Below are 18,008 nucleotides of genomic sequence, written 5' to 3'. Positions count from 1 at the left end.
AAGGCTTGTTGCCGGTTCAGGCGAAGGGCACCGCCACCGTGCCCTTGGGCAGCTTGGCTTCGTCGTCGGGCTCGACATGGATGATGACGCGCACGGAGGGGATTTCGTCGCGCAGCGCATCTTCGATGCGGTCGCAGATGACATGGCTGTCACCGACGCTCATGTCGGCGTCGACGACGAGGTGGAACTCGATGAAAGTGGCGCGGCCGGCGATGCGGGTCTTGAGGTCATGCACCTCGATCGCGCCCTTGGAATTGGCCGAGATGATGTCGCGGATGCGCATGTGCTCGTCGAGCTCGACGGCGCGGTCCATCAGTCCGTTCATCGACGAACTCATGACGTGCCAGCCCTGCCACAGGATGTTGAGCGCCACGATCACGGCAAGCACCGGATCGAGGATCGACCAGCCGGTGAGGACGGCGCCGACGAGGCCGACAAGCACGCCGGCTGACGTCACCACGTCGGTCATGATGTGGTGGCCGTCGGCGACCATGGCGGGCGAGCGCTCGGCGCGGCCGACGCGGATCAGCATGGTGGCCCAGAACGCGTTGATGACGGCGGCAAAACCATTGATGCCGAGGCCGAGCCAGGGATCGTCGGCATTCATAGGTACGCCCCAACTGCGCCAGACCTCAAACAGGATCAGAAGCGCTGCGACGATGATCAGCACGCCCTCGAGCACGGCCGAGAAATATTCGGCCTTGTGATGGCCGTGCTGATGGTCGAGGTCGGCCGGCTTGTGGCTGACCTTGATCGCCCAGAAGGCGGCCATGGCGGCAACGACGTTGACGATCGATTCCAGTGCGTCCGAATAGAGCGCGACCGAACCCGTCAGCCACCAGGCGACGAATTTCAGCCCCATCACCGCGGCGCCGATGATGATCGACCAGAAAGCCAGTCTTGCGACGCGCTTCTTGGCCGATGTCGACTGGCTGCCGCTAGCTGACGATCCCTGCGTTTCGGTCTGGACCATGATCTCGCTTTGATGACTGGTGCCTCCCGCGGCCGAGCGGCCGCGGGAGGGAAGGTTATCGATGTTGGCTAGGCCGCCTTGTCCTTGGCCTTGCGCGGCATGTGGGCAACCACGTTTTCGATCATGCGCATGCCGGCGTCGTGGCCGAGCGTCATGATCGATTCGGGATGGAATTGCACCGCCGCGATCGGTTCTTTCTTGTGCTCAAACGCCATGATCACGCCGTCCTCGGTCTCGGCGGTGACGACGAAGTCGCTGGGCAGGCGCACCGGATCGGCGAAGATCGAGTGATAGCGGCCGACCGTCACTTCCTTGGGCAGGCCGGAAAAGACGATGCCTGGCTTGGAGATTCGGATGCGCGACGGCTTGCCGTGCATCGGCACCGCAAGCTGCCTGAGCTCGCCGCCATAGGCTTCGGCCAGAGCCTGCAGGCCAAGGCACACGCCGAAGATCGGCAGGTCGCGCGCCCGCGCCTTCTTGATGGTCGCCGCCGTGTCGAAATCCTTGGGCGTGCCAGGGCCGGGCGAGAGCACCACGAGGTCGGGCTTGACCCGGTCGAAGATTTCTTCCGGCACTGGCGAGCGGACCGTCGAGACGTCGGCGCCGGTCTGGCGGAAATAGTTGGCCAGGGTGTGGACGAAGGAATCCTCGTGGTCGACGAGCAGGATCTTCACCCCTTCGCCGACGCGGGCGGTGGCGCGTTCGGTGCCGGGAGCATTGCCGGTCTTGGCGTCGCGGATTGCGGAAAGCATGGCTGAGGCCTTCAGTTCGGTTTCGGCTTCTTCTTCCTCGGGGACGGAATCGTAGAGCAGCGTGGCGCCGGCGCGCACCTCGCCAATGCCGTCCTGGATGCGGATGGTGCGTAGCGTCATGCCGGTGTTCAGGTCGCCGTTGAAGTGCACCATGCCGATCGCCCCGCCATACCAGGCGCGCGGGCTCTTCTCGTTCTGCTCGATGAAGCGCATGGCCCACAATTTGGGGGCACCGGTGACGGTCACCGCCCAGGCGTGGCTGAGGAAGGCGTCGAAGGCGTCCATGCCCTCGCGCAGGCGGCCCTCGATGTGGTCGACGGTGTGGATCAGGCGCGAATACATCTCGATCTGGCGGCGGCCGATGACACGCACCGTGCCCGGTTCGCAGACGCGGGATTTGTCGTTGCGGTCGACGTCGGAGCACATCGTCAGCTCCGACTCGTCCTTCTTCGAGTTGAGCAGCTTCAGAATCTGCTCGCTGTCGGAGATGGCGTCGTCGCCGCGCTTGATTGTGCCCGAAATCGGGCAGGTCTCGACGCGACGGCCATTGACGCGCACGAACATCTCGGGCGACGCGCCGATCAGGTACTCGCCTTCGCCAAGGTTGATGAAGAACGAATAGGGCGAGGGGTTGATCGCCTTCAGCCGGCGCGAGATCTCGGACGGCACCGTTTCGCAGCGTTCAAAGAACATCTGCCCCGGCACGACCTCGAACAGGTCGCCGCGCTTGAAGCTGTCCATCGCCCGGCGCACCAGCTGGGCATATTCGCCCGGTTCGTGGTCGGCGCGCGGCGGAATGCGGTCGGACGGCTTGAACGGCTCCTCGACACTGTCGCGGGCAATGCCATCTGTCGAAAAACCTTCAGCCGCATAGTCGTAGCGGTCGTGCCAGGCCTTGGCCGAGTAGTGGTCGACGACGAGGATTTCGTCGGGCAAAAACAACACCAGGTCGCGCTGGCTCGGCTTGCGCTCGAGCTTGTGTTCGACCGGGTCGAACTGGAAGGCGAGGTCGTAGCCGAAGGCGCCGTAGAGGCCTAGATTGCTGTCTTCGTCCGACTTGAACAAGGCGGTGATGGCGCGCAGCACGGTGAACACCGAGGGCACCCGCGAGCGCTCCTCTTCGGTGAAGACGCGGCCTGGCGTCGCCACTTCGAGCGCGATCAGGCGCTTTGTCGTCTCACCGATCGAAAGCTCTTCGAGCGGAGCGAGCGCGGCATGGATGACCGGCAGCAGCACTTCGCCACGGGCGTTCAGCGCCTCGATCTTCATCGAGCGGCCACGCGCCGAGATCACCACTGGCGGGTCGATGATGGCGGTGTCCCATCGCGTATAGCGGCCAGGATATTCGTAGTTGGAAGAAAATACGGCACCGCGCCGGCTGTTCAGCCCGTCGAGATAGGTCTCGATCGCGCCGGCATAGGCGGTTTCGTGGCGCTGCCGGGTGATGGCGACACCACCAGAAGTCACGTAACGCTCGGCACCGTTTTCAAGCAATTCCAACGTCATTCCCGTCTCCATCTCTTGCAGTGGGAGCGTTCCGGAGCCTGGTTCGAAAAAGCAAATGGCCGCCCGGAAATCCCGTTGCGGCCATCACAATTTTCACGCGCACGCGCTTCAAGAGGCCGCTGTCAGCTGGCCCGCCACCAAATGTTCTGGAGCGAAGTCGTGTTCATGGCAAATCCATAGCTAGGAAAAACTGGGGGTGCAACTGGATTTGCGTCGTCTTGCATTGCATTACCAACTGACCGTCAATTTGTGGCGCGGCGGCGCATCAGCACCACGAAGGCCACGCCGCCGATCAGTCCGGTGACGATGCCGAGCGGCATGTCCTGCGGCGGCATCACCGTGCGGGCAACCATGTCGGCGGCAATCAGGAAAATGGCTCCGACCAGCGCCGACAGCGGCAGCACGCGGCGATAGTCGCCACCGACGAAGAAGCGCACGATGTGCGGGATCATCAGGCCGACGAAGGCGATGACGCCGGAATAGGCGACGGCGCAGCCGGTCAGCAGCGCACAGACGACGAAGACCTTGATCCGGAAGCGTCGCGCCGGGATTCCGAGTGCGGTGGCGCTTTCGTCGCCGAGTGTCATGGCGTTGAGATTGCGGGTCTGGGTCATCAGCCACATGCCGCCGACAACAAGCGCTGCCAGCGGATAGGGCAGGTGGCTCCATTGCGCCAGCCCCAGCCCGCCGAGCATCCAGAAGATCGCGACATGGGCGGCCTTCGGGTCGCCGATGAAGATCAGGAGATTGCCGGCGGCAGAGATGATGAAGCTCACCGCGACGCCGGCGAGGATCAGCTGGCCAGCCGACTGTGCGCGCGTCAGGTTCGAGATCGCCAGCACCATGGCCGTCGCTGCCAGCGCCCCGGCAAAGGCAAAGGCCGGCACGGTGATGGCGCCGAACACCATGCCGGCATGGATCAGCGCCATGATCGCGCCGAAGGCGGCACCGGAGGAGACGCCGAGCAAATGCGGGTCGGCGAGCGGATTGCGTGTTACCGATTGCAATCCGGCACCGACCAGCGCCAGCGAGGCGCCAACGGCAGCCCCCAGGATGACGCGCGGCGCGCGCACGTCCCAGACGATGTTCTCGCGGCCGCTGGACCAGGCCACCTCGACGCTTCCCGGCACCAGCTTGTTGGCGATCACGCCCCACACGGTCTCGAGCGGGATCGCGACGGCGCCGACGCCAACGGCGATGACCATGCTGATGACGAGCACCACCACCAGCCCCGGGATCAGGGCCGGCATGGCGTGGATCAGGGCGTGCCTTGGCCCAACGACGAGGTGGCGGTGCGACACGGTCAGTCAGCCCGCATCGCGGCGGCGAGGCGCTTGATCGCGGCGATGTTGCGCGGTCCTGGCGTCGCCTCGTTGTATTCGAGCACGAAGAAGCGGTTGTTCTTCACCGCCGCGATGTCCTTGAAGGCCGGATTGCTGCGCATGAATTCGATCTTCTGCTCGGCGGTCACTTCGCCATAGTTGACGATCACCACCATGTCGGGATTGCGTTCGATGACCGGCTCCCAGCCGATCTCGACCCAGCTCGACTCGACGTCGTCGGAGATGTTCCTGCCACCGGCTGCCTCGATGATGGCGGTCGGCATGGCGTAGCGGCCGGCAGTGAAGGGCTTCTGCTCGCCGGAATCGTAGAGGAACACGTTGACCGGCTTGTCGAGCTTGGGCAGCGACGCCTGGAAGTCGGCAAGCTCCTTTTCGTAACCTGCCACCAGCGCTTCCGCCTTCTCGCGCACGCCGAAGATCGCGCCGAGGTTGGTGAGGTCGGCATAGACGTCCTGAAGCGAGGACTTGTCCTTCTTCATGATGTGGATGCAGCTCTCGGTCAGCTCGTAGACCGCAATGTTGAACGGTGCGAGCGTGTCGGGGGTGACGTCGCCGCCGACCTTCATGCCGTAGTTCCAGCCGGCGAAGAACAGGTCGGTGTCGACGCCGAGCAGCACTTCCTTGGTGACGTATTTCGGCGCGAGTTCGGGCAATTCACCGACACCTTTGCGCAGGTTTTCGTCCAGCGTCTTCCAGCCGGAGATACCGGAGTAGCCGACCATGTGGTCGGCGAGGCCGAGCACCAGCATCATCTCGGTCAGGTTGACGTCGTGGGAAACCGCGCGCTTGGGCGCGGCCTCGAAGGTCACGTTGCGATTGCAGCTCTTGACGGTGACGGGAAAGCCGCTGGCCGCAGCAGAAGCACAGGCGGCAAGCAGGGCGGCGGCAATGATCGGCAGGCGCATGGAGGCTCCTTGGGTTGTTGTCAGCGTTCGAGATGGAAGGAAAAACGCGGGCGGCCGGTGACCGGATGGTCGTCGAGGGTGGCACCTACGGAAAAGCTGTCACGGATGCGTTCGGGCGTCAGGATGTCGGCCGGCGGACCACAGGCGATCGCGCGGCCTGCGTCCATCACCAGCACGCGATGGGCATGCGCCGAGGCGAGCGCCAGGTCGTGCAGCGAGACGATGACGGTGCAGCCCAGATTGCCGAGCAGTTCCAGCACTTCGAGCTGGTGGCGAATGTCGAGATGATTGGTCGGCTCGTCGAGGATCAGAAGGTCGGGCCGCTGCACCAGCGCGCGGGCGATCATCACGCGCTGCTTTTCGCCGCCCGACAGTGAGCCGAAGTCGCGTGCCGCGAACGCGGTCAGGCCGAGCAGGCCGAGTGCTGCCTCGACCTTGATGTAGTCGTGGTCGCCGGTGCTGAAGCTCGTGACATGCGGGGTCAAGCCAAGCTCGATGATCTCGGCGACCGTCAGGCCGAAGTCGGAAGCGCTCTCCTGAAGCACGGTTGCGATGCGCCGGGCGCAGTCACGCGGCTTCATCTTCCAGATGTCGGTGCCATCGAGGCGGACAGTGCCTGCGGTCGGCCGGTGATAGCGGTAGAGGCAGCGCAGCAGGCTCGACTTGCCCGCACCGTTGGGACCGACGATGGCGAGCAGCTCGCCTGGCGCGACCGCAAGGTTGACCGGCTCGAGGATGGGCTTGGAGGCGCGCGGGCCCCAGCTGACGCCATCGAGTTCGAGAAGTGCCGGGGTCGTGCCTACGAGGCGGCTAGCGGCGTGGACGCGATCGAGCATGCCCTGTCTCCGCGGTCGGGCGGAGGTGGCAGAACGATCCGGTGAGCGCGCCGGTACCGAAAAAGGCAGTCGCAACCATCATCATCTCCGCGGCACACCCCGGCCGGTTGAGTTAATCGGATGATGGCAGGTCTCCTGGCTTGCGGGTGATCGCTTCTCGGAGCCTTCCCGGCCAAACGGCCAGTGGCATATTTCCGATTTGCTATCCGCTCACAGTTGCGGGGGCAGCCACGGTTTCGCGTCGAGGACGTCTCACCGTGTTCCCATTTAACCCGCTGCCCGATGAGGCAACGGGAACCATCGCTGCCGTGGCTACAGCAGCGACGGGTTGCTGACAATCGCTAAAGCGTCATGCCGCCTGCTGAATTGCGTCACGCCGGTCGAGCGTGAAGGAAATCAGCGCGACACCGAAGGCTGACAGCGCGATGGCCGCGCCGACGAAGGGCAGGTCGGCATAGCTGACGCCCATCGAGATCGCTGCACCTCCGGCCCAGGCGCCGGCGGCGTTGCCGGCATTGAAGGCGCCCTGGTTGAGCGTGGCGGCGAGGTTCGGCGCTTCCGAGGCGGTCTCGACGACACGCATCTGCATCGGCGGCACGATGACGAAGGTGATGACGCCCCACATGAAGACCAGCAGGATCGCGGCGGGCGCCGAATAGCTGAGCTCGGCGAAGGCGACATGGATCGCTGCCATCACCACCAGCGCGCCGATGGCCGTCGGCATCAGCTTCCAGTCAGCCAGCTTGCCGCCGATGATGTTGCCGATGGTCATGCCGCCGCCGAAGAGCAGCAGGATCCAGGTGACTGAATTGACCGACAGGCCGGTGACGTCGGTCAAGATCGGCTTGATGTAGGTGAAGACGGCAAACAGGCTGCCCGAGGCAAGTGCCGAGATGATCATGGCGAGCCAGACCTGCAGCTTGCCCAATACTTTGACCTCGCCGGCCACGCCGCCCTTGCCGGGAGGGGCGACGCCGGCCGGGACCAGCCATGCGATGGCCGCGACCGAAAGCAGGCCGATGACGACGACGGCATAGAAGGTGGCGCGCCAGCCATAGGCTTCGCCAAGGGCGGTGCCGCCTGGTACGCCGAGAATGTTGGCGAGCGTCAGGCCGGCGAACATCAGGGCGATGGCGCTGGCGCGCTTGTTGGCAGGCACCAGGCTTGCCGCCACCACCGAGCCGATGCCGAAGAAGGCGCCGTGGCCGAAGGCGGTGATGACGCGGGCGATCATCAGCGTCCAGTAGGTGGGGGCGATGGCGCAGAGCAGGTTGCCGAGCACGAACATCATGGCGAGGCCGATCAGCACCGGCTTGCGCGGCAGCCTGGCCGTGCCGACGGCGATGATCGGGGCGCCGATGACCACGCCGAGCGCGTAGCCGGTGACGAGCAGGCCGGCGGCGGGGATCGAGACGCCGAGGTCGGCTGCGACCTCAGGCAACAGCCCCATGATCACGAATTCGGTGGTGCCGATGCAAAAGGATGCAACGGCCAGAGCGAGGATCGGCAAGGGCATGGGCGGACTCAGGGGGGCTGAAACGATTTAGGTCTACATTTTCCCCATTAGGCTCGCCGCACAAGCGACGTTGCTGCATTGCAGCAATGCATTTGGTGCATGGCAGACATTCGCAAGGCGCAGCCTCGACGCGCTACGCCTGTTGCGTCAGGTCGCGGCGCAGGAAGTCGTAGAGCCGCTCGACCGCCGAATTGCCGGTCTGCGGATTGCGCAGGATGCCGATTTCCATGTCGGGCAGGGGCGGCAGGCCCTCGCTCTCGCCAATGACGCGCAGGCCCGGCGGCACGCTGCGCTGGGCAAGGCCGGCGACCGCAAGGCCCGCCTGTACCACGGCGATCAGGCCGAGCAGGCTGGCGCTGGAATAGGTGCTACGGAACGACCGGTCGGCAGCGCCCAGCACTTCGAGCACGCTTCTGCGCGCAACGCAGCCGGGTTCGAACAGTGCTACCGGAAGCGGATCGATCTCCCAGGCGACATGGTTGGGCGAAGCGACCCAGACCAGGCGCTCGCGCTGCAGCACCTCGATCGACTGCTCCGGCCCTCGGGTGATGATGGCGAGATCGAGCCGGCCGTCGGCGAAGGTCTTGACCAGCGACGTCGACTGCTCGCAGACCAGCTCGACCGTCACCAGCGGATGTGCGGCGGCAAAGCGCGACAGCACCGACGGCAGCAGGAACGCCGCATAGTCGTCCGGCACGCCGAGGCGCACGCTGCCGGCTTCCTCAGGCCGGGTGACCGATGCCCAGGCCTCGTCGGACAGCTTCAGCAGCCGTCTGGCATAGACCAGAAGCTCCTCGCCGATGGCATTGGGTGTGACGACGCGCGGACTGCGGACCAGAAGCTTCTTGCCGACGGTCTGCTCCAGCCGCTGCATCTGCATGCTCACAGCCGACTGGCTGCGGCCGACCCGCGAGGCGGCATAAGAAAAGCTGCCGCTGTCGGCAACGGCGACGAAAGTCCTGAGCAGGTCGAGGTCGAGCGGCATCGCCATGGCGGTATCAGCTTATCGAATAGGGTTTGCCAAATCTATTCGTTTGAATGAAATCGTCAACCGGGGCTTGCTTGGCCGTCGCCAAGGAAGACCAGCATGACCAACGCCTCGCGCTTTCCCGCCCTCAACCTCGCTGTTGCCATGGCGATTGCCGGCACCGTCGGCGCCTTTGTCACCGAGGCCGGCGTCGATCCTGTCACCACGGTGTTCTGGCGCTGCCTGTTCGGCGCGCTGTTTCTCTGTGCCTGGTGCCTGCTGCGCGGCTATCTGCCCGACCGGTCGCTGTCATGGGGGCGTCTCGCCCGCGCCGGCCTCTGCGGCGTCTGCATGGTGCTGAGCTGGACGGCGTTCTTCGCCGGTTTCGCCAAGACCTCGATCGCGGTGATGACGATCCTCTATCACATCCAGCCGTTCTTCGTGGTGCTGATCGGCGTGCTGTTCCTCAAGGAGCGTATCGCCGCCGACCAGATCGCCTGGATGGCCGCAGCCTTCATCGGGGTCGTGCTGGCCAGCGGCATGGTCGTATCAGGCAATCCTGTTACGGCGACCTGGATGATAGGCATTGCCATGGCGCTCGGCGGCGCGTTCCTCTACGCGGTGGTGACGATCCTCGCCAAGGGGCTCGGCGAGCAGCGGCCGGAGATCACCGTGCTGTGCCAGACGGTGGTCGGCGTGGTCATGCTTGCGCCCTTCGCCAATTTTTCCGACGATATCGCACTCGCATCCTGGTGCTGGCTGGTCGGCATCGGCGTACTGCACACCGGCATCGCCTATGTGATGATGTTCTCGGCCTATCCCAGGCTGACGACGCCGGTCATCGGCGTACTCACCTTCATCTATCCCGTTGTCGCCATCATCATCGACTGGGCGATCTACGGTCATCCGATCGGCATCGCGCAAGGCGTGGGGATGGCGCTGATCGCTGTTGCGACTCTTGGTGTCCGGCTTGGCTGGCGCCTGCCGGTGCGCCGCGCCGTGTCAGGATTTGCCGGGCAGAAATGAAAAAAGGGGCGCCCCAAGCGCCCCTTTAGATGTCGATGCCTGTGAACTCAGTTCTGCTTCGGCAGCCTGTAGGCGACGATGTAATCGCCGCGATCGGGCGACTGGCGCGCGCCGCCGGCGGAGATCACCACATACTGGGCTCCGCTATCAGGCGAAACGAAGGTCATCGGCGTCGACTGAGCGCCGACGGGCAGGCGGCCCTTCCACAGCTCCGCGCCGGTCTCCACGTCAAGCGCGCGCAGATAGTAGTCCTGCGTGCCGGCGTAGAAGACGACGCCGCCGGAGGTGGTGATCGGTCCGCCCAGCGTCGGCATGCCGATCGGGATCTCAAGGCCGGTCTTCATGCCGAGCGGGCCGGTATCCTCGAGCGTGCCGGCCGGAACCTGCCAGACGATCTGGCGGGTCTTCAGGTCGATGCCGGTGAAGGTGCCGTAAGGCGGCTGGTGGCAGGGAACGCCGAGCGGCGACATGAAGCCGTTCTTCAGCGCGCCATAGGGCGTGCCTTTCTGCTGCGACAGGCCGTCATGGGCTGCCGAGCCGCCATAGGTGTCGGTTGCCTCGCGCGGCATCAGCTGCGCGAATTGCGGCATGCGGATGTCGTTTACGATCAGCAGGCCGCGGGCCTCGTCGATCGCCGCACTGCCCCAGTTCATGCCGCCATAATAGCCGGGGTAGATGATCGAGCGCGTCAGGCCGGGAGGCGTGAATTCGCCCTCGTAGCGCATCTTCTTGAATTCGATGCGGCAATAGAGCTGGTCGTAGGGCGTGGCACCCCACATCTTCGCTTCGGTGAAGGGCTCGGCGCCGATCTCGGGCATGCCCACGGAGTAGGGCTGCGTCGGCGACAGGAAGTCCTCCGGCACACCACCGGTCTGCGGCACCGGGCGCTCCTCGACCTCGGCGATCGGCTTGCCGTCGCGGCGGTCGAGCATGAAGATCTGCCCGCGCTTGGTGATCTGGATCAGCGCCGGCACCGTGCCGCCCTTGCCGTCCGGCACGTCGTAGAGTGCCGGCTGGGCAGGAACGTCGTAGTCCCAGATGTCGTGATGCACGGTCTGGAACTTCCAGCGCTCACGGCCGGTTGCGATGTCGAGGGCAACGACCGAAGCCGTGTAGTCCTCGGCGGCCTTGGAGCGATGCGCGCCGAAGAAATCAGGCGTGGCATTGCCGGTCGGCAGGTAGACGAGGCCAAGCGCGTCGTCATAGGCTGGCGTCGACCAGACGTTGGGCGTGCCGCGCGTGTAGCTCTCGCCTTCCGGCGGCAGCTTGGTGATCGCCGGGTTGCCGAGGTCCCAGGCCCAGACAAGTTCGCCGGTGCGGGCCGAAAAGGCGCGCACGGCACCCGAAGGCTCGCCTGTCTCGACATTGTCCCAGACCCAGCCGCCGACCATGATCAGGTCGCGCATGACTGTCGGAGCCGAGGTCTGGAAGTAGAAGCCGTCCTTGATCTCGCCCATGCCGGCCTTGAGGTCGACGATGCCGCCGGTGCCGAAATCCTGGCACAGCTCGCCGGTCTTGGCGTCGAGCTGGATCAGGCGGGCGTCGATGGTGGTCATGACGATGCGTGCGGCGCAGGCGTTCGAAGCTCCGGCTACTGGCGCGATGGGCGCGATGACGCTGGCCGGTGCCAGCGGGTCGGTTGGGGCTGCACTGGCCTCGGACGGTGCCGCGCCCGGCTCATAGTAGCTGACGCCGCGGCAGCGTTGCCACAGCGGCGACTTGGCCTTGGGGTCGTACTTCCACTTCACTTCGCCCGTGTCGGGGTTCAGCGCGTGGACGATGTTGTTGGGCGAGCAGGTGTAGAGCGTGTCGTTGACGAAAAGCGGCGTGCTCTGGTCTTGCGCAGATCCGGCGGGGACGTCACCCGATTGGAACGTCCAGGCGACTTCGAGTTTGTCGACATTGTCGCGATTGATCTGGTCGATCGGCGCATAACGCGTGCCTGCCGGGGTGCGGCCGTAGTGGCGCCAGTCGGTGGCGCTCGCGGCCGCCGGCGGGACGGTCGGCGCGAGCTCGGTCGAAGCCAGCGGGTTGCGGGTCACGCCATGCGGCGTGAAGCCGTAGAAGGCGGTGGCGGCAAGGGCTGCGACCAGCAGGCCGGCAAGCGCAAACGGAGCGCGTTTGCCGGAGCTCGTTGGGAACAGGGGGGCGAGCAACAGCGCCGGGATGGCGATCACGGCGGGTGCGACGAGGCGCGGCACCAGCGGCCAGAATGCGAGGCCGGATTCCCACAGCGCCCAGGCGATGGTCGCCAGGAACACCAGGGCGTAGAGCCAAAGCCCGGCCTTGCGGCGCATGATGTAGAGGATGCCGGAGGCGACGACGCCAAGGCCGGCGAGCGCGTAGTACCAGGATCCGCCCAGGCCGATCAGCTGGACGCCGCCATAGACGAGCGGTGCCCCGATGATGACCATGAGCAGGCCGAAAAGAACCAGAAGCCAGCCGCCGCTGCCCCTGGATGTCTGTTGTTCTGCCATGTCGATGTCTCGCGAAGATTGAACCGGAAACCCAGCCACCCGGACGGGCGACGTCAGATGCAATCGTCATGCCGGCCCTCTGCGGAGGCCTCCTCGCCTCTACGTCCGCACAGAGCCCGCGGCCGGTTTTCGACCGAGAATCTGATCGCATCCTAATAGATAATATGTTATCTTTCTCGAATGTCCAATGACGCTTCCGACCGCACCGGTTTCGGCAGGAGCCTGCTCTCCGTGGCCCGGCTCTGGCGCCATGCCGCGGACCGTGCGCTCGACGATTGCGGACTGTCGCACGCGACCGCCATGCCGCTGGTGATGCTGTCGCGGCTGGGCGACAATATCCGCCAGGGCGTGATCGCCGACCATCTCGGTTTCGAAGGTCCATCGCTGGTGCGTATCGTCGATCTGCTGGCCGCCGACGGCCTGATCATCCGAACCGGCGATCCCGGCGACCGCCGTGCCAAGATCCTGTCGCTGACCGATGCCGGCCGCCTCAGGGTCGATGAGATCGAGCTGATACTCGAAAGGCTGCGCACCGATCTCCTGGCCGACGAAGATGCTGCCGAACTGAAGAATGCGCTTGGGCTGCTCACGCGTCTCGAACAGCGCCTGCTCGCCACTGGTCCGGATAGCTGAGTCTCGACCTTGGGACTGACGGGGCAGGATCGGCGTTCGATCTGGACCGTAGCAGCCGCTTCTACGTCACGGCATGGCAACTGCTGCGATGGTTCCAACCAATCTGAGGTTCGGACCTTAGCTGCTGGCCACCCACTTATCGCCCTCTGCGCCATGGTGCTGTCGTGCGGCGCTGCTAAGTTCCTCCAGAATCAGCCAGTTCGAGGACAACGCTCATGACCAGTCAGATCGACAAGGCGAAGGCCTTCCACGCCCTGCATGTGAAGGGCAATCCGGTGGTGCTTTACAATGCCTGGGATCCTGGTAGCGCCGCGATCATCGCCAAGGCCGGCGCGAAGGCGATTGCGACGGGCAGCTGGCCGGTGGCTGCGGCCTTCGGCTTCGCAGATGGCGAAAAGATCCCGCTCGACGTTGCCCTCGACAACATCCGCCGCATCGTTGCCAGCGTCGACTTGCCGGTGACCATGGACCTTGAAAGCGGCTATGGCGTCGAACCGGCGACGGTGGCGAAGACGGTCATCCGCGCCCTGGAAGCAGGCGCCATCGGCGTCAACTTCGAGGACCAGGTCGTCGGTGGCAGCGGCCTGCACGACATCGCCTTCCAGGCGGAGCGCATCGCGGCAGCGGCCGACGCCGTCAAGGCTTCTGGCATCCCGGCCTTCATCAATGCGCGGACCGACATCTTCCTGAAGGCCAAGCCCGACGAGCACAGTGACGCATTGGTCGACGCGGCGATCGAACGGGCGGAGGCTTATGCCAAGGCCGGCGCACATGGTTTCTTCGCGCCGGGCCTCGGCAACGAGCCGCTCATCGGCAGCCTCTGCAAGGGGGTATCGCTGCCCGTCAACATCATCGCGCTTGCCCATGTGCCGCCGAAGGCGAAGCTCGCCGAACTTGGCGTCGGCCGCATCAGCTACGGTCCGGTGCCATACCGCCAGATGGCCGAATGGCTCGAGGCCAAGGCACGGGCTGCCTTCGAGTAAGCCTGTGGGAACAAGCCCATCCCGGTTTCATCGGGACGGGCCCATCCTATGCCAGCGGCTTCAGTTCGATGGCGATTGTCGGCAACAGCTCCGAAACCGTCGGGTGGATGTGCACCGCGCGCTGCAGCGTCTCGATCGGCGCCTTGGCGTACATCAGGTCGAGCACGGCATGGATCGCCTCGTCGCCGCCGGTGCCCAGGACCGATGCGCCGAGGATCTCCCTCGTATCGGCGTCGACCAGGATCTTCATGAACCCTTGCGTCTCGCCCTTTTCGACGGCGCGGCCGACACGGGTCATCAGCCGCTCGCCTGACAGCACCTTGCGGCCGCTCTTGCGCGCCGCAGTTTCGGTCATGCCGGCGCGCCCGAGCGGGGGGTCGATGTAGAGCGCATAGGCCTCGATGCGGTCGGAAACTTTGCGCTTGTCGTTGTCGAGCAGGTTTGCCGCGACGATTTCGAAGTCGTTGTAGGCCGTGTGGGTGAAGGCGCCCTTGCCGTTGCAGTCGCCCATCGCCCAGATGTGCGGGACGCTGGTCCTGAGCTGGTCGTCGACCACGACAAAGCCGCGCTTGTCCATCTCGACGCCGGCCTTGTCGAGGCCGAGATCGTCGGTGTTGGGCTTGCGGCCGATGGCCAAAAGCACATGCGAGCCGACCACGGCGCGGTCGCCGCTGGTACAGTCGACACCGACCTGCACGCCGTCGGCATGGGGCGCGAAGCTGATGCATTCCGCGTTGAGCCGAAGCGCTATGCCCTCGCGTTCGAGAATGCCCTTCACCGTCTCGGAAACGTCCTCGTCCTCGCGCGACACCAGCCGCGGGCCTTTTTCCACCACGGTCACTTGTGAGCCGAAGCGGCGGAACATCTGGGCGAACTCCAGCCCGATATAGCTGCCGCCGACGACGACAAGGTGTTTCGGCAGGAAGTCCACCTCCATCATCGAGGTGTTGGTCAAATATTCGATGTCGTTGACGCCGGGCATGTCGGGAATGTTGGCGCGGCCGCCGACATTGATGAAGATACGCTTGCCATGCAGCAGATCGTCGCCGACGCGCACCTCATGCGGCCCTTCGAAATGGGCATGGCCGCGAAACAGCGTGCAGCCCTTCATGCCGCCGATCCAGCTTTCGAGGCCGGCGCGGGAATCGACTGTTACCTTGTCCTTGCGCGCCTTCACGACCTGCATGTCGACCGAGACTTCGCCGGTCGACACGCCATAGTCGGCGCCGGTACGAGCGAGATGGGCGGCATAGGCGCTGGCGACCATCGTCTTGGTTGGCTTGCAGCCGGTGTTGACACAGGTGCCGCCGACAAGCTTGCGCTCGATCAGCGCCACAGTCTTGCCCGCCGCCGTCAGCCGTCCGGCCAGCGGCGGCCCGGCCTGGCCGCAGCCGATGATGATGGCGTCGAATCTTTGCGCTGTGCTCATACGACCATGCTCACGACCAGCAGCGCGCCGAGGATCGCCACGGCGTCCTCGATCAATGCCGCCGGCAGATCCTTGCCGAAGGAGGCTGCGAGCCGGCCCCTGATTTCTGCGCCGCCGAGTGTGCCAAGGATGGCACCGATGACACCCGCTGCCAGACCACCGACCATCATACCGCCAGCCGTGCCGATGACGGCGCCCGTCAGCGCGCCCATGATGATGCGGGTGCCAGATTGCACCGGCACCTTGCGGCTCGGCGTCGACGGCAACTGGTCGGTGACCAGTTCGACGACGGCCAGCACGGTGAAGATCGCAACCGCGATCCAGTGTCCCATGAAGCCGGCCCAGGTTCCGGCCAACGGCAGCCAGCCGAGCCAGGCGCCCCAGGCGACCGCCGCCGGTGCGGTCATGGCCCTGAGGCCTGCAACTATGCCGATGAGAAGCGCGAGCAGGTAGATCATCCTTCGTCCCCCGTGGATGTGTCTGGTCTGGAAGTGCACTTTGTCAGGAAGCTAGCACAGCCATCCGGTTTCGCCAGAGCCGGGTGGCTTCGACCTTTGCAGCATGGTCCGTTGTGTGGTTTGGCTGGGCAATCAGCAAGGAATGCGACGATGGCACAGAGCGAACGCGAAAAGATGGTGGCCGGCGCATGGTACAATTGCGTCGATCCCGAACTCGACGCGCTGCGCGCGCTGGCGGCCGAGGCCGTGTTCGAACACCGTTCGCTGCCGCCTGCCGACCGCGGCGACATTGCGCCCCAACTCAGGGCATTGCTTGGTTCGGCGGGCGAGGGCGCTCGCATCGAAGCGCCGTTTCATTGTGCCTATGGCTTCAACATCCATCTCGGCGATGGCGTGTTCCTCAATGCCGGCTGCACCATCCTCGACACGGCCCCGGTGCGCATCGGCGAGGGCACGATGTTTGGACCGGGCGTGCAGATCTATTGCCCCGAGCACCACAAAGATCCTGCCCTGCGACGTGCCGGGCTGGAGATCGGCCGGCCGGTTACCATTGGCCGCAATGTCTGGATCGGTGGCAGCGCCATCCTGCTCGGCGGCGTCGAGATCGGCGACGACGCCGTTGTCGGCGCGGGCTCGGTGGTGACGAAAAGTGTTGCGGTGGGCGCCACCGTCGTCGGCAATCCGGCACGGCGGATCGTTGGATAGAGAAACTATTATTCCTGTCATTGACAGCGCCGTTCGGCGCCGCCATATCGGAGGCGTTAATGTTCTCAGGGCGGGGTGAAAGTCCCCACCGGCGGTAAGGGTTTTCGAACTCAAGCCCGCGAGCGCCTGCCGGTAACGGGAGGGTCAGCAGATCCGGTGTGATTCCGGAGCCGACGGTCATAGTCCGGATGGAAGAGAACGAACGGGAAAGCGGGGGCGCAAGCCGCCGGGTTTCCGTCTCGTGCGTCCTGATTCTGGTTCGAAACGGAAGGATGGACCCATGAATCAGCAATCCCCGAAAGACTTCACCACCCGCCGCGTTGCCGTGATCCGTGCGCGCTGGCATGCCGATATCGTCGACGAATGCGTCAACGCCTTCGGTTCCGAGATCGAACGGCTCGGCGAAGGCCGCATCGTGGTCGATGTGTTCGACGTGCCCGGCGCCTACGAGATCCCGTTGTTTGCCAAGACCCTGGCCGAAACCGGCCGCTACGCCGCGATCCTTGGCACTGCCTTCGTCGTCAACGGCGGCATCTACCGTCACGACTTCGTCGCCCACGCCGTGCTCGAAGGCATGATGAACGTACAGCTTCAGACCGGCGTGCCGGTGCTGTCGGCGGTGCTCACCCCGCACAACTATCACGACAGTGCCGAGCATCACCGCTTCTTCTTCGACCACTTCAAGGTCAAGGGCCGGGAAGCGGCCAATGCCTGCGTCGAACTGCTCAAGGCGCGCGAACTGATCGCCGCCTGATCGCGTCGCACCGATCCGGCTCTTCCCCTCCGGGGGAGGGCCGACGACCCGTGCGGTAGCACGCCGCACCGGAAGCGAGAGGCTGGCTCTATTCTTCGGAACGCTGGGGTTGCAGGATGCTCTAAGCATCAAGCAAGGGGGCTGCCATGTCGTCCATTCCACTGCCGCTCAAGGGTTCCTGCCGCTGCGGCCGCGTCGAGATCGAGATGTCGAAGGCACCGATCTGCACCGCTGCCTGCCATTGCCCCGGCTGTCAGAAGATGTCGTCCTCCGCCTATTCGCTGACCGCGATGGTCCCAGCCGATGGCTTTGCCGTCACCAAGGGCGAGACCGTCGTCGGCGGCCTGCATGGGGCGGACCTGCATCACCAGTTCTGTGATCACTGCAAGACGTGGATGTTCACCCGCGTCGCCGGCGTCGACTGGTTCGTCAATGTGCGCCCGACAATGCTGGAGGATGCCACGTGGTTCCGGCCCTTTATGGAAACCTTCACCAGGACGAAAATGCCCTTTGCGGCAACAGGTGCGCTCAGGAGCTTCGACGAATTCCCTGAGATGGAAGAACTCGAGCCGCTGATGCACGCATACTTGGCCTGGGCGGAAACGGGTGAGGGCTAGGTGTCGAAGCTATGAAGGTTGTTCATTCGAGGAGGGACTGAGAAGCTGGGGTTGCGAAGCCAACCAACCTTCAGTGGAGCTCCTCGAATGAACGTCCATAAGAATGCGCGTCTGACGCCGTCAGGTCG

16 protein-coding genes and 2 riboswitches are annotated in these 18,008 nt (G+C 64.9%); of the genes, 6 read left to right on the top strand and 10 right to left on the bottom strand.

Translation table 11 applies throughout. The features are described from left to right. Window positions 1-16: 16 nt before the first annotated feature. The 7 genes from IHE39_RS28320 to IHE39_RS28290 form a co-directional block, all read right to left on the bottom strand. Window positions 17-973, bottom strand: a complete 957-nt coding sequence (locus tag IHE39_RS28320) for a cation diffusion facilitator family transporter (RefSeq protein WP_184769798.1) — start codon at window positions 971-973, stop codon at window positions 17-19. Between the two features lie 68 nt (window positions 974-1,041). Continuing rightward, window positions 1,042-3,231, bottom strand: a complete 2,190-nt coding sequence (locus tag IHE39_RS28315; RefSeq protein ID WP_192568870.1) for an anthranilate synthase — start codon at window positions 3,229-3,231, stop codon at window positions 1,042-1,044. 242 nt (window positions 3,232-3,473) lie between these two features. Continuing rightward, complete coding sequence (locus tag IHE39_RS28310) at window positions 3,474-4,481, bottom strand: FecCD family ABC transporter permease (RefSeq protein WP_192568906.1); 1,008 nt, start codon at window positions 4,479-4,481, stop codon at window positions 3,474-3,476. Window positions 4,482-4,534: 53 nt separating this feature from the next. Next, window positions 4,535-5,479 carry an ABC transporter substrate-binding protein gene (locus IHE39_RS28305; RefSeq protein ID WP_192568869.1) on the bottom strand — a complete coding sequence of 315 codons (945 nt, stop codon included), beginning with the start codon at window positions 5,477-5,479 and terminating at the stop codon, window positions 4,535-4,537. A gap of 20 nt (window positions 5,480-5,499) precedes the next feature. Continuing rightward, complete coding sequence (locus IHE39_RS28300) at window positions 5,500-6,315, bottom strand: ABC transporter ATP-binding protein (RefSeq protein WP_184769802.1); 816 nt, start codon at window positions 6,313-6,315, stop codon at window positions 5,500-5,502. A gap of 108 nt (window positions 6,316-6,423) precedes the next feature. Next, window positions 6,424-6,632: riboswitch (cobalamin riboswitch) on the bottom strand. Window positions 6,633-6,664: 32 nt separating this feature from the next. Then, the gene (locus IHE39_RS28295) at window positions 6,665-7,831 is read right to left on the bottom strand and encodes an MFS transporter (RefSeq protein WP_184769803.1); all 1,167 of its coding nucleotides are present in this window, start codon (window positions 7,829-7,831) and stop codon (window positions 6,665-6,667) included. A 133-nt stretch (window positions 7,832-7,964) separates the two neighbouring features. Next, window positions 7,965-8,822: a LysR substrate-binding domain-containing protein gene (locus IHE39_RS28290; protein ID WP_184769804.1), complete on the bottom strand. Its 858-nt coding sequence runs from the start codon at window positions 8,820-8,822 to the stop codon at window positions 7,965-7,967. A 96-nt stretch (window positions 8,823-8,918) separates the two neighbouring features. On the opposite strand from IHE39_RS28290, the gene IHE39_RS28285 reads away from it, so the two are divergent. Next, window positions 8,919-9,824 carry a DMT family transporter gene (locus IHE39_RS28285; protein ID WP_192568868.1) on the top strand — a complete coding sequence of 302 codons (906 nt, stop codon included), beginning with the start codon at window positions 8,919-8,921 and terminating at the stop codon, window positions 9,822-9,824. A 47-nt stretch (window positions 9,825-9,871) separates the two neighbouring features. Here IHE39_RS28285 and IHE39_RS28280 read toward each other — a convergent pair whose 3' ends face one another. Then, the gene (locus IHE39_RS28280) at window positions 9,872-12,301 is read right to left on the bottom strand and encodes a membrane-bound PQQ-dependent dehydrogenase, glucose/quinate/shikimate family (RefSeq protein WP_192568867.1); all 2,430 of its coding nucleotides are present in this window, start codon (window positions 12,299-12,301) and stop codon (window positions 9,872-9,874) included. A 231-nt stretch (window positions 12,302-12,532) separates the two neighbouring features. Here IHE39_RS28280 and IHE39_RS28275 point away from each other — a divergent pair, with 231 nt between their 5' ends. After that, a complete protein-coding gene (locus tag IHE39_RS28275) occupies window positions 12,533-12,934 on the top strand; it encodes a MarR family winged helix-turn-helix transcriptional regulator (RefSeq protein WP_312880828.1) in 402 nt (133 codons plus the stop codon). Window positions 12,935-13,149: 215 nt separating this feature from the next. Then, window positions 13,150-13,917, top strand: a complete 768-nt coding sequence (locus IHE39_RS28270; protein WP_184769808.1) for an isocitrate lyase/PEP mutase family protein — start codon at window positions 13,150-13,152, stop codon at window positions 13,915-13,917. Between the two features lie 46 nt (window positions 13,918-13,963). Here the strand turns inward: IHE39_RS28270 and IHE39_RS28265 are convergent, their stop codons facing one another. Both IHE39_RS28265 and IHE39_RS28260 read right to left on the bottom strand, forming a co-directional pair. Then, on the bottom strand, window positions 13,964-15,346 hold the full coding sequence (locus tag IHE39_RS28265) for an FAD-containing oxidoreductase (RefSeq protein WP_192568865.1): 1,383 nt from the start codon (window positions 15,344-15,346) through the stop codon (window positions 13,964-13,966). Next, window positions 15,343-15,804, bottom strand: a complete 462-nt coding sequence (locus IHE39_RS28260; protein ID WP_192568864.1) for a DUF4126 domain-containing protein — start codon at window positions 15,802-15,804, stop codon at window positions 15,343-15,345. Before IHE39_RS28260 ends, IHE39_RS28265 begins: the two co-directional genes overlap by 4 nt. 150 nt (window positions 15,805-15,954) lie before the next feature. Here IHE39_RS28260 and IHE39_RS28255 point away from each other — a divergent pair, with 150 nt between their 5' ends. The 3 genes from IHE39_RS28255 to IHE39_RS28245 all read left to right on the top strand — a co-directional run bounded on the left by IHE39_RS28255 (window position 15,955) and on the right by IHE39_RS28245 (window position 17,880). After that, complete coding sequence (locus tag IHE39_RS28255) at window positions 15,955-16,509, top strand: sugar O-acetyltransferase (RefSeq protein ID WP_192568863.1); 555 nt, start codon at window positions 15,955-15,957, stop codon at window positions 16,507-16,509. Between the two features lie 57 nt (window positions 16,510-16,566). Next, window positions 16,567-16,713: riboswitch (FMN riboswitch) on the top strand. 76 nt (window positions 16,714-16,789) lie between these two features. Beyond that, the gene (locus IHE39_RS28250) at window positions 16,790-17,263 is read left to right on the top strand and encodes a 6,7-dimethyl-8-ribityllumazine synthase (protein ID WP_184769812.1); all 474 of its coding nucleotides are present in this window, start codon (window positions 16,790-16,792) and stop codon (window positions 17,261-17,263) included. Window positions 17,264-17,409: 146 nt separating this feature from the next. After that, on the top strand, window positions 17,410-17,880 hold the full coding sequence (locus IHE39_RS28245) for a GFA family protein (protein ID WP_184769813.1): 471 nt from the start codon (window positions 17,410-17,412) through the stop codon (window positions 17,878-17,880). The last annotated feature ends 128 nt before the right edge of the window (window positions 17,881-18,008 follow it).

The organism is Aminobacter carboxidus, assembly GCF_014863355.1.
Lineage (GTDB): Bacteria > Pseudomonadota > Alphaproteobacteria > Rhizobiales > Rhizobiaceae > Aminobacter > Aminobacter carboxidus.
The sequence above is the reverse complement of the archived record's forward strand: the minus strand, read 5'-3'. Positions and strand labels throughout refer to the sequence as shown.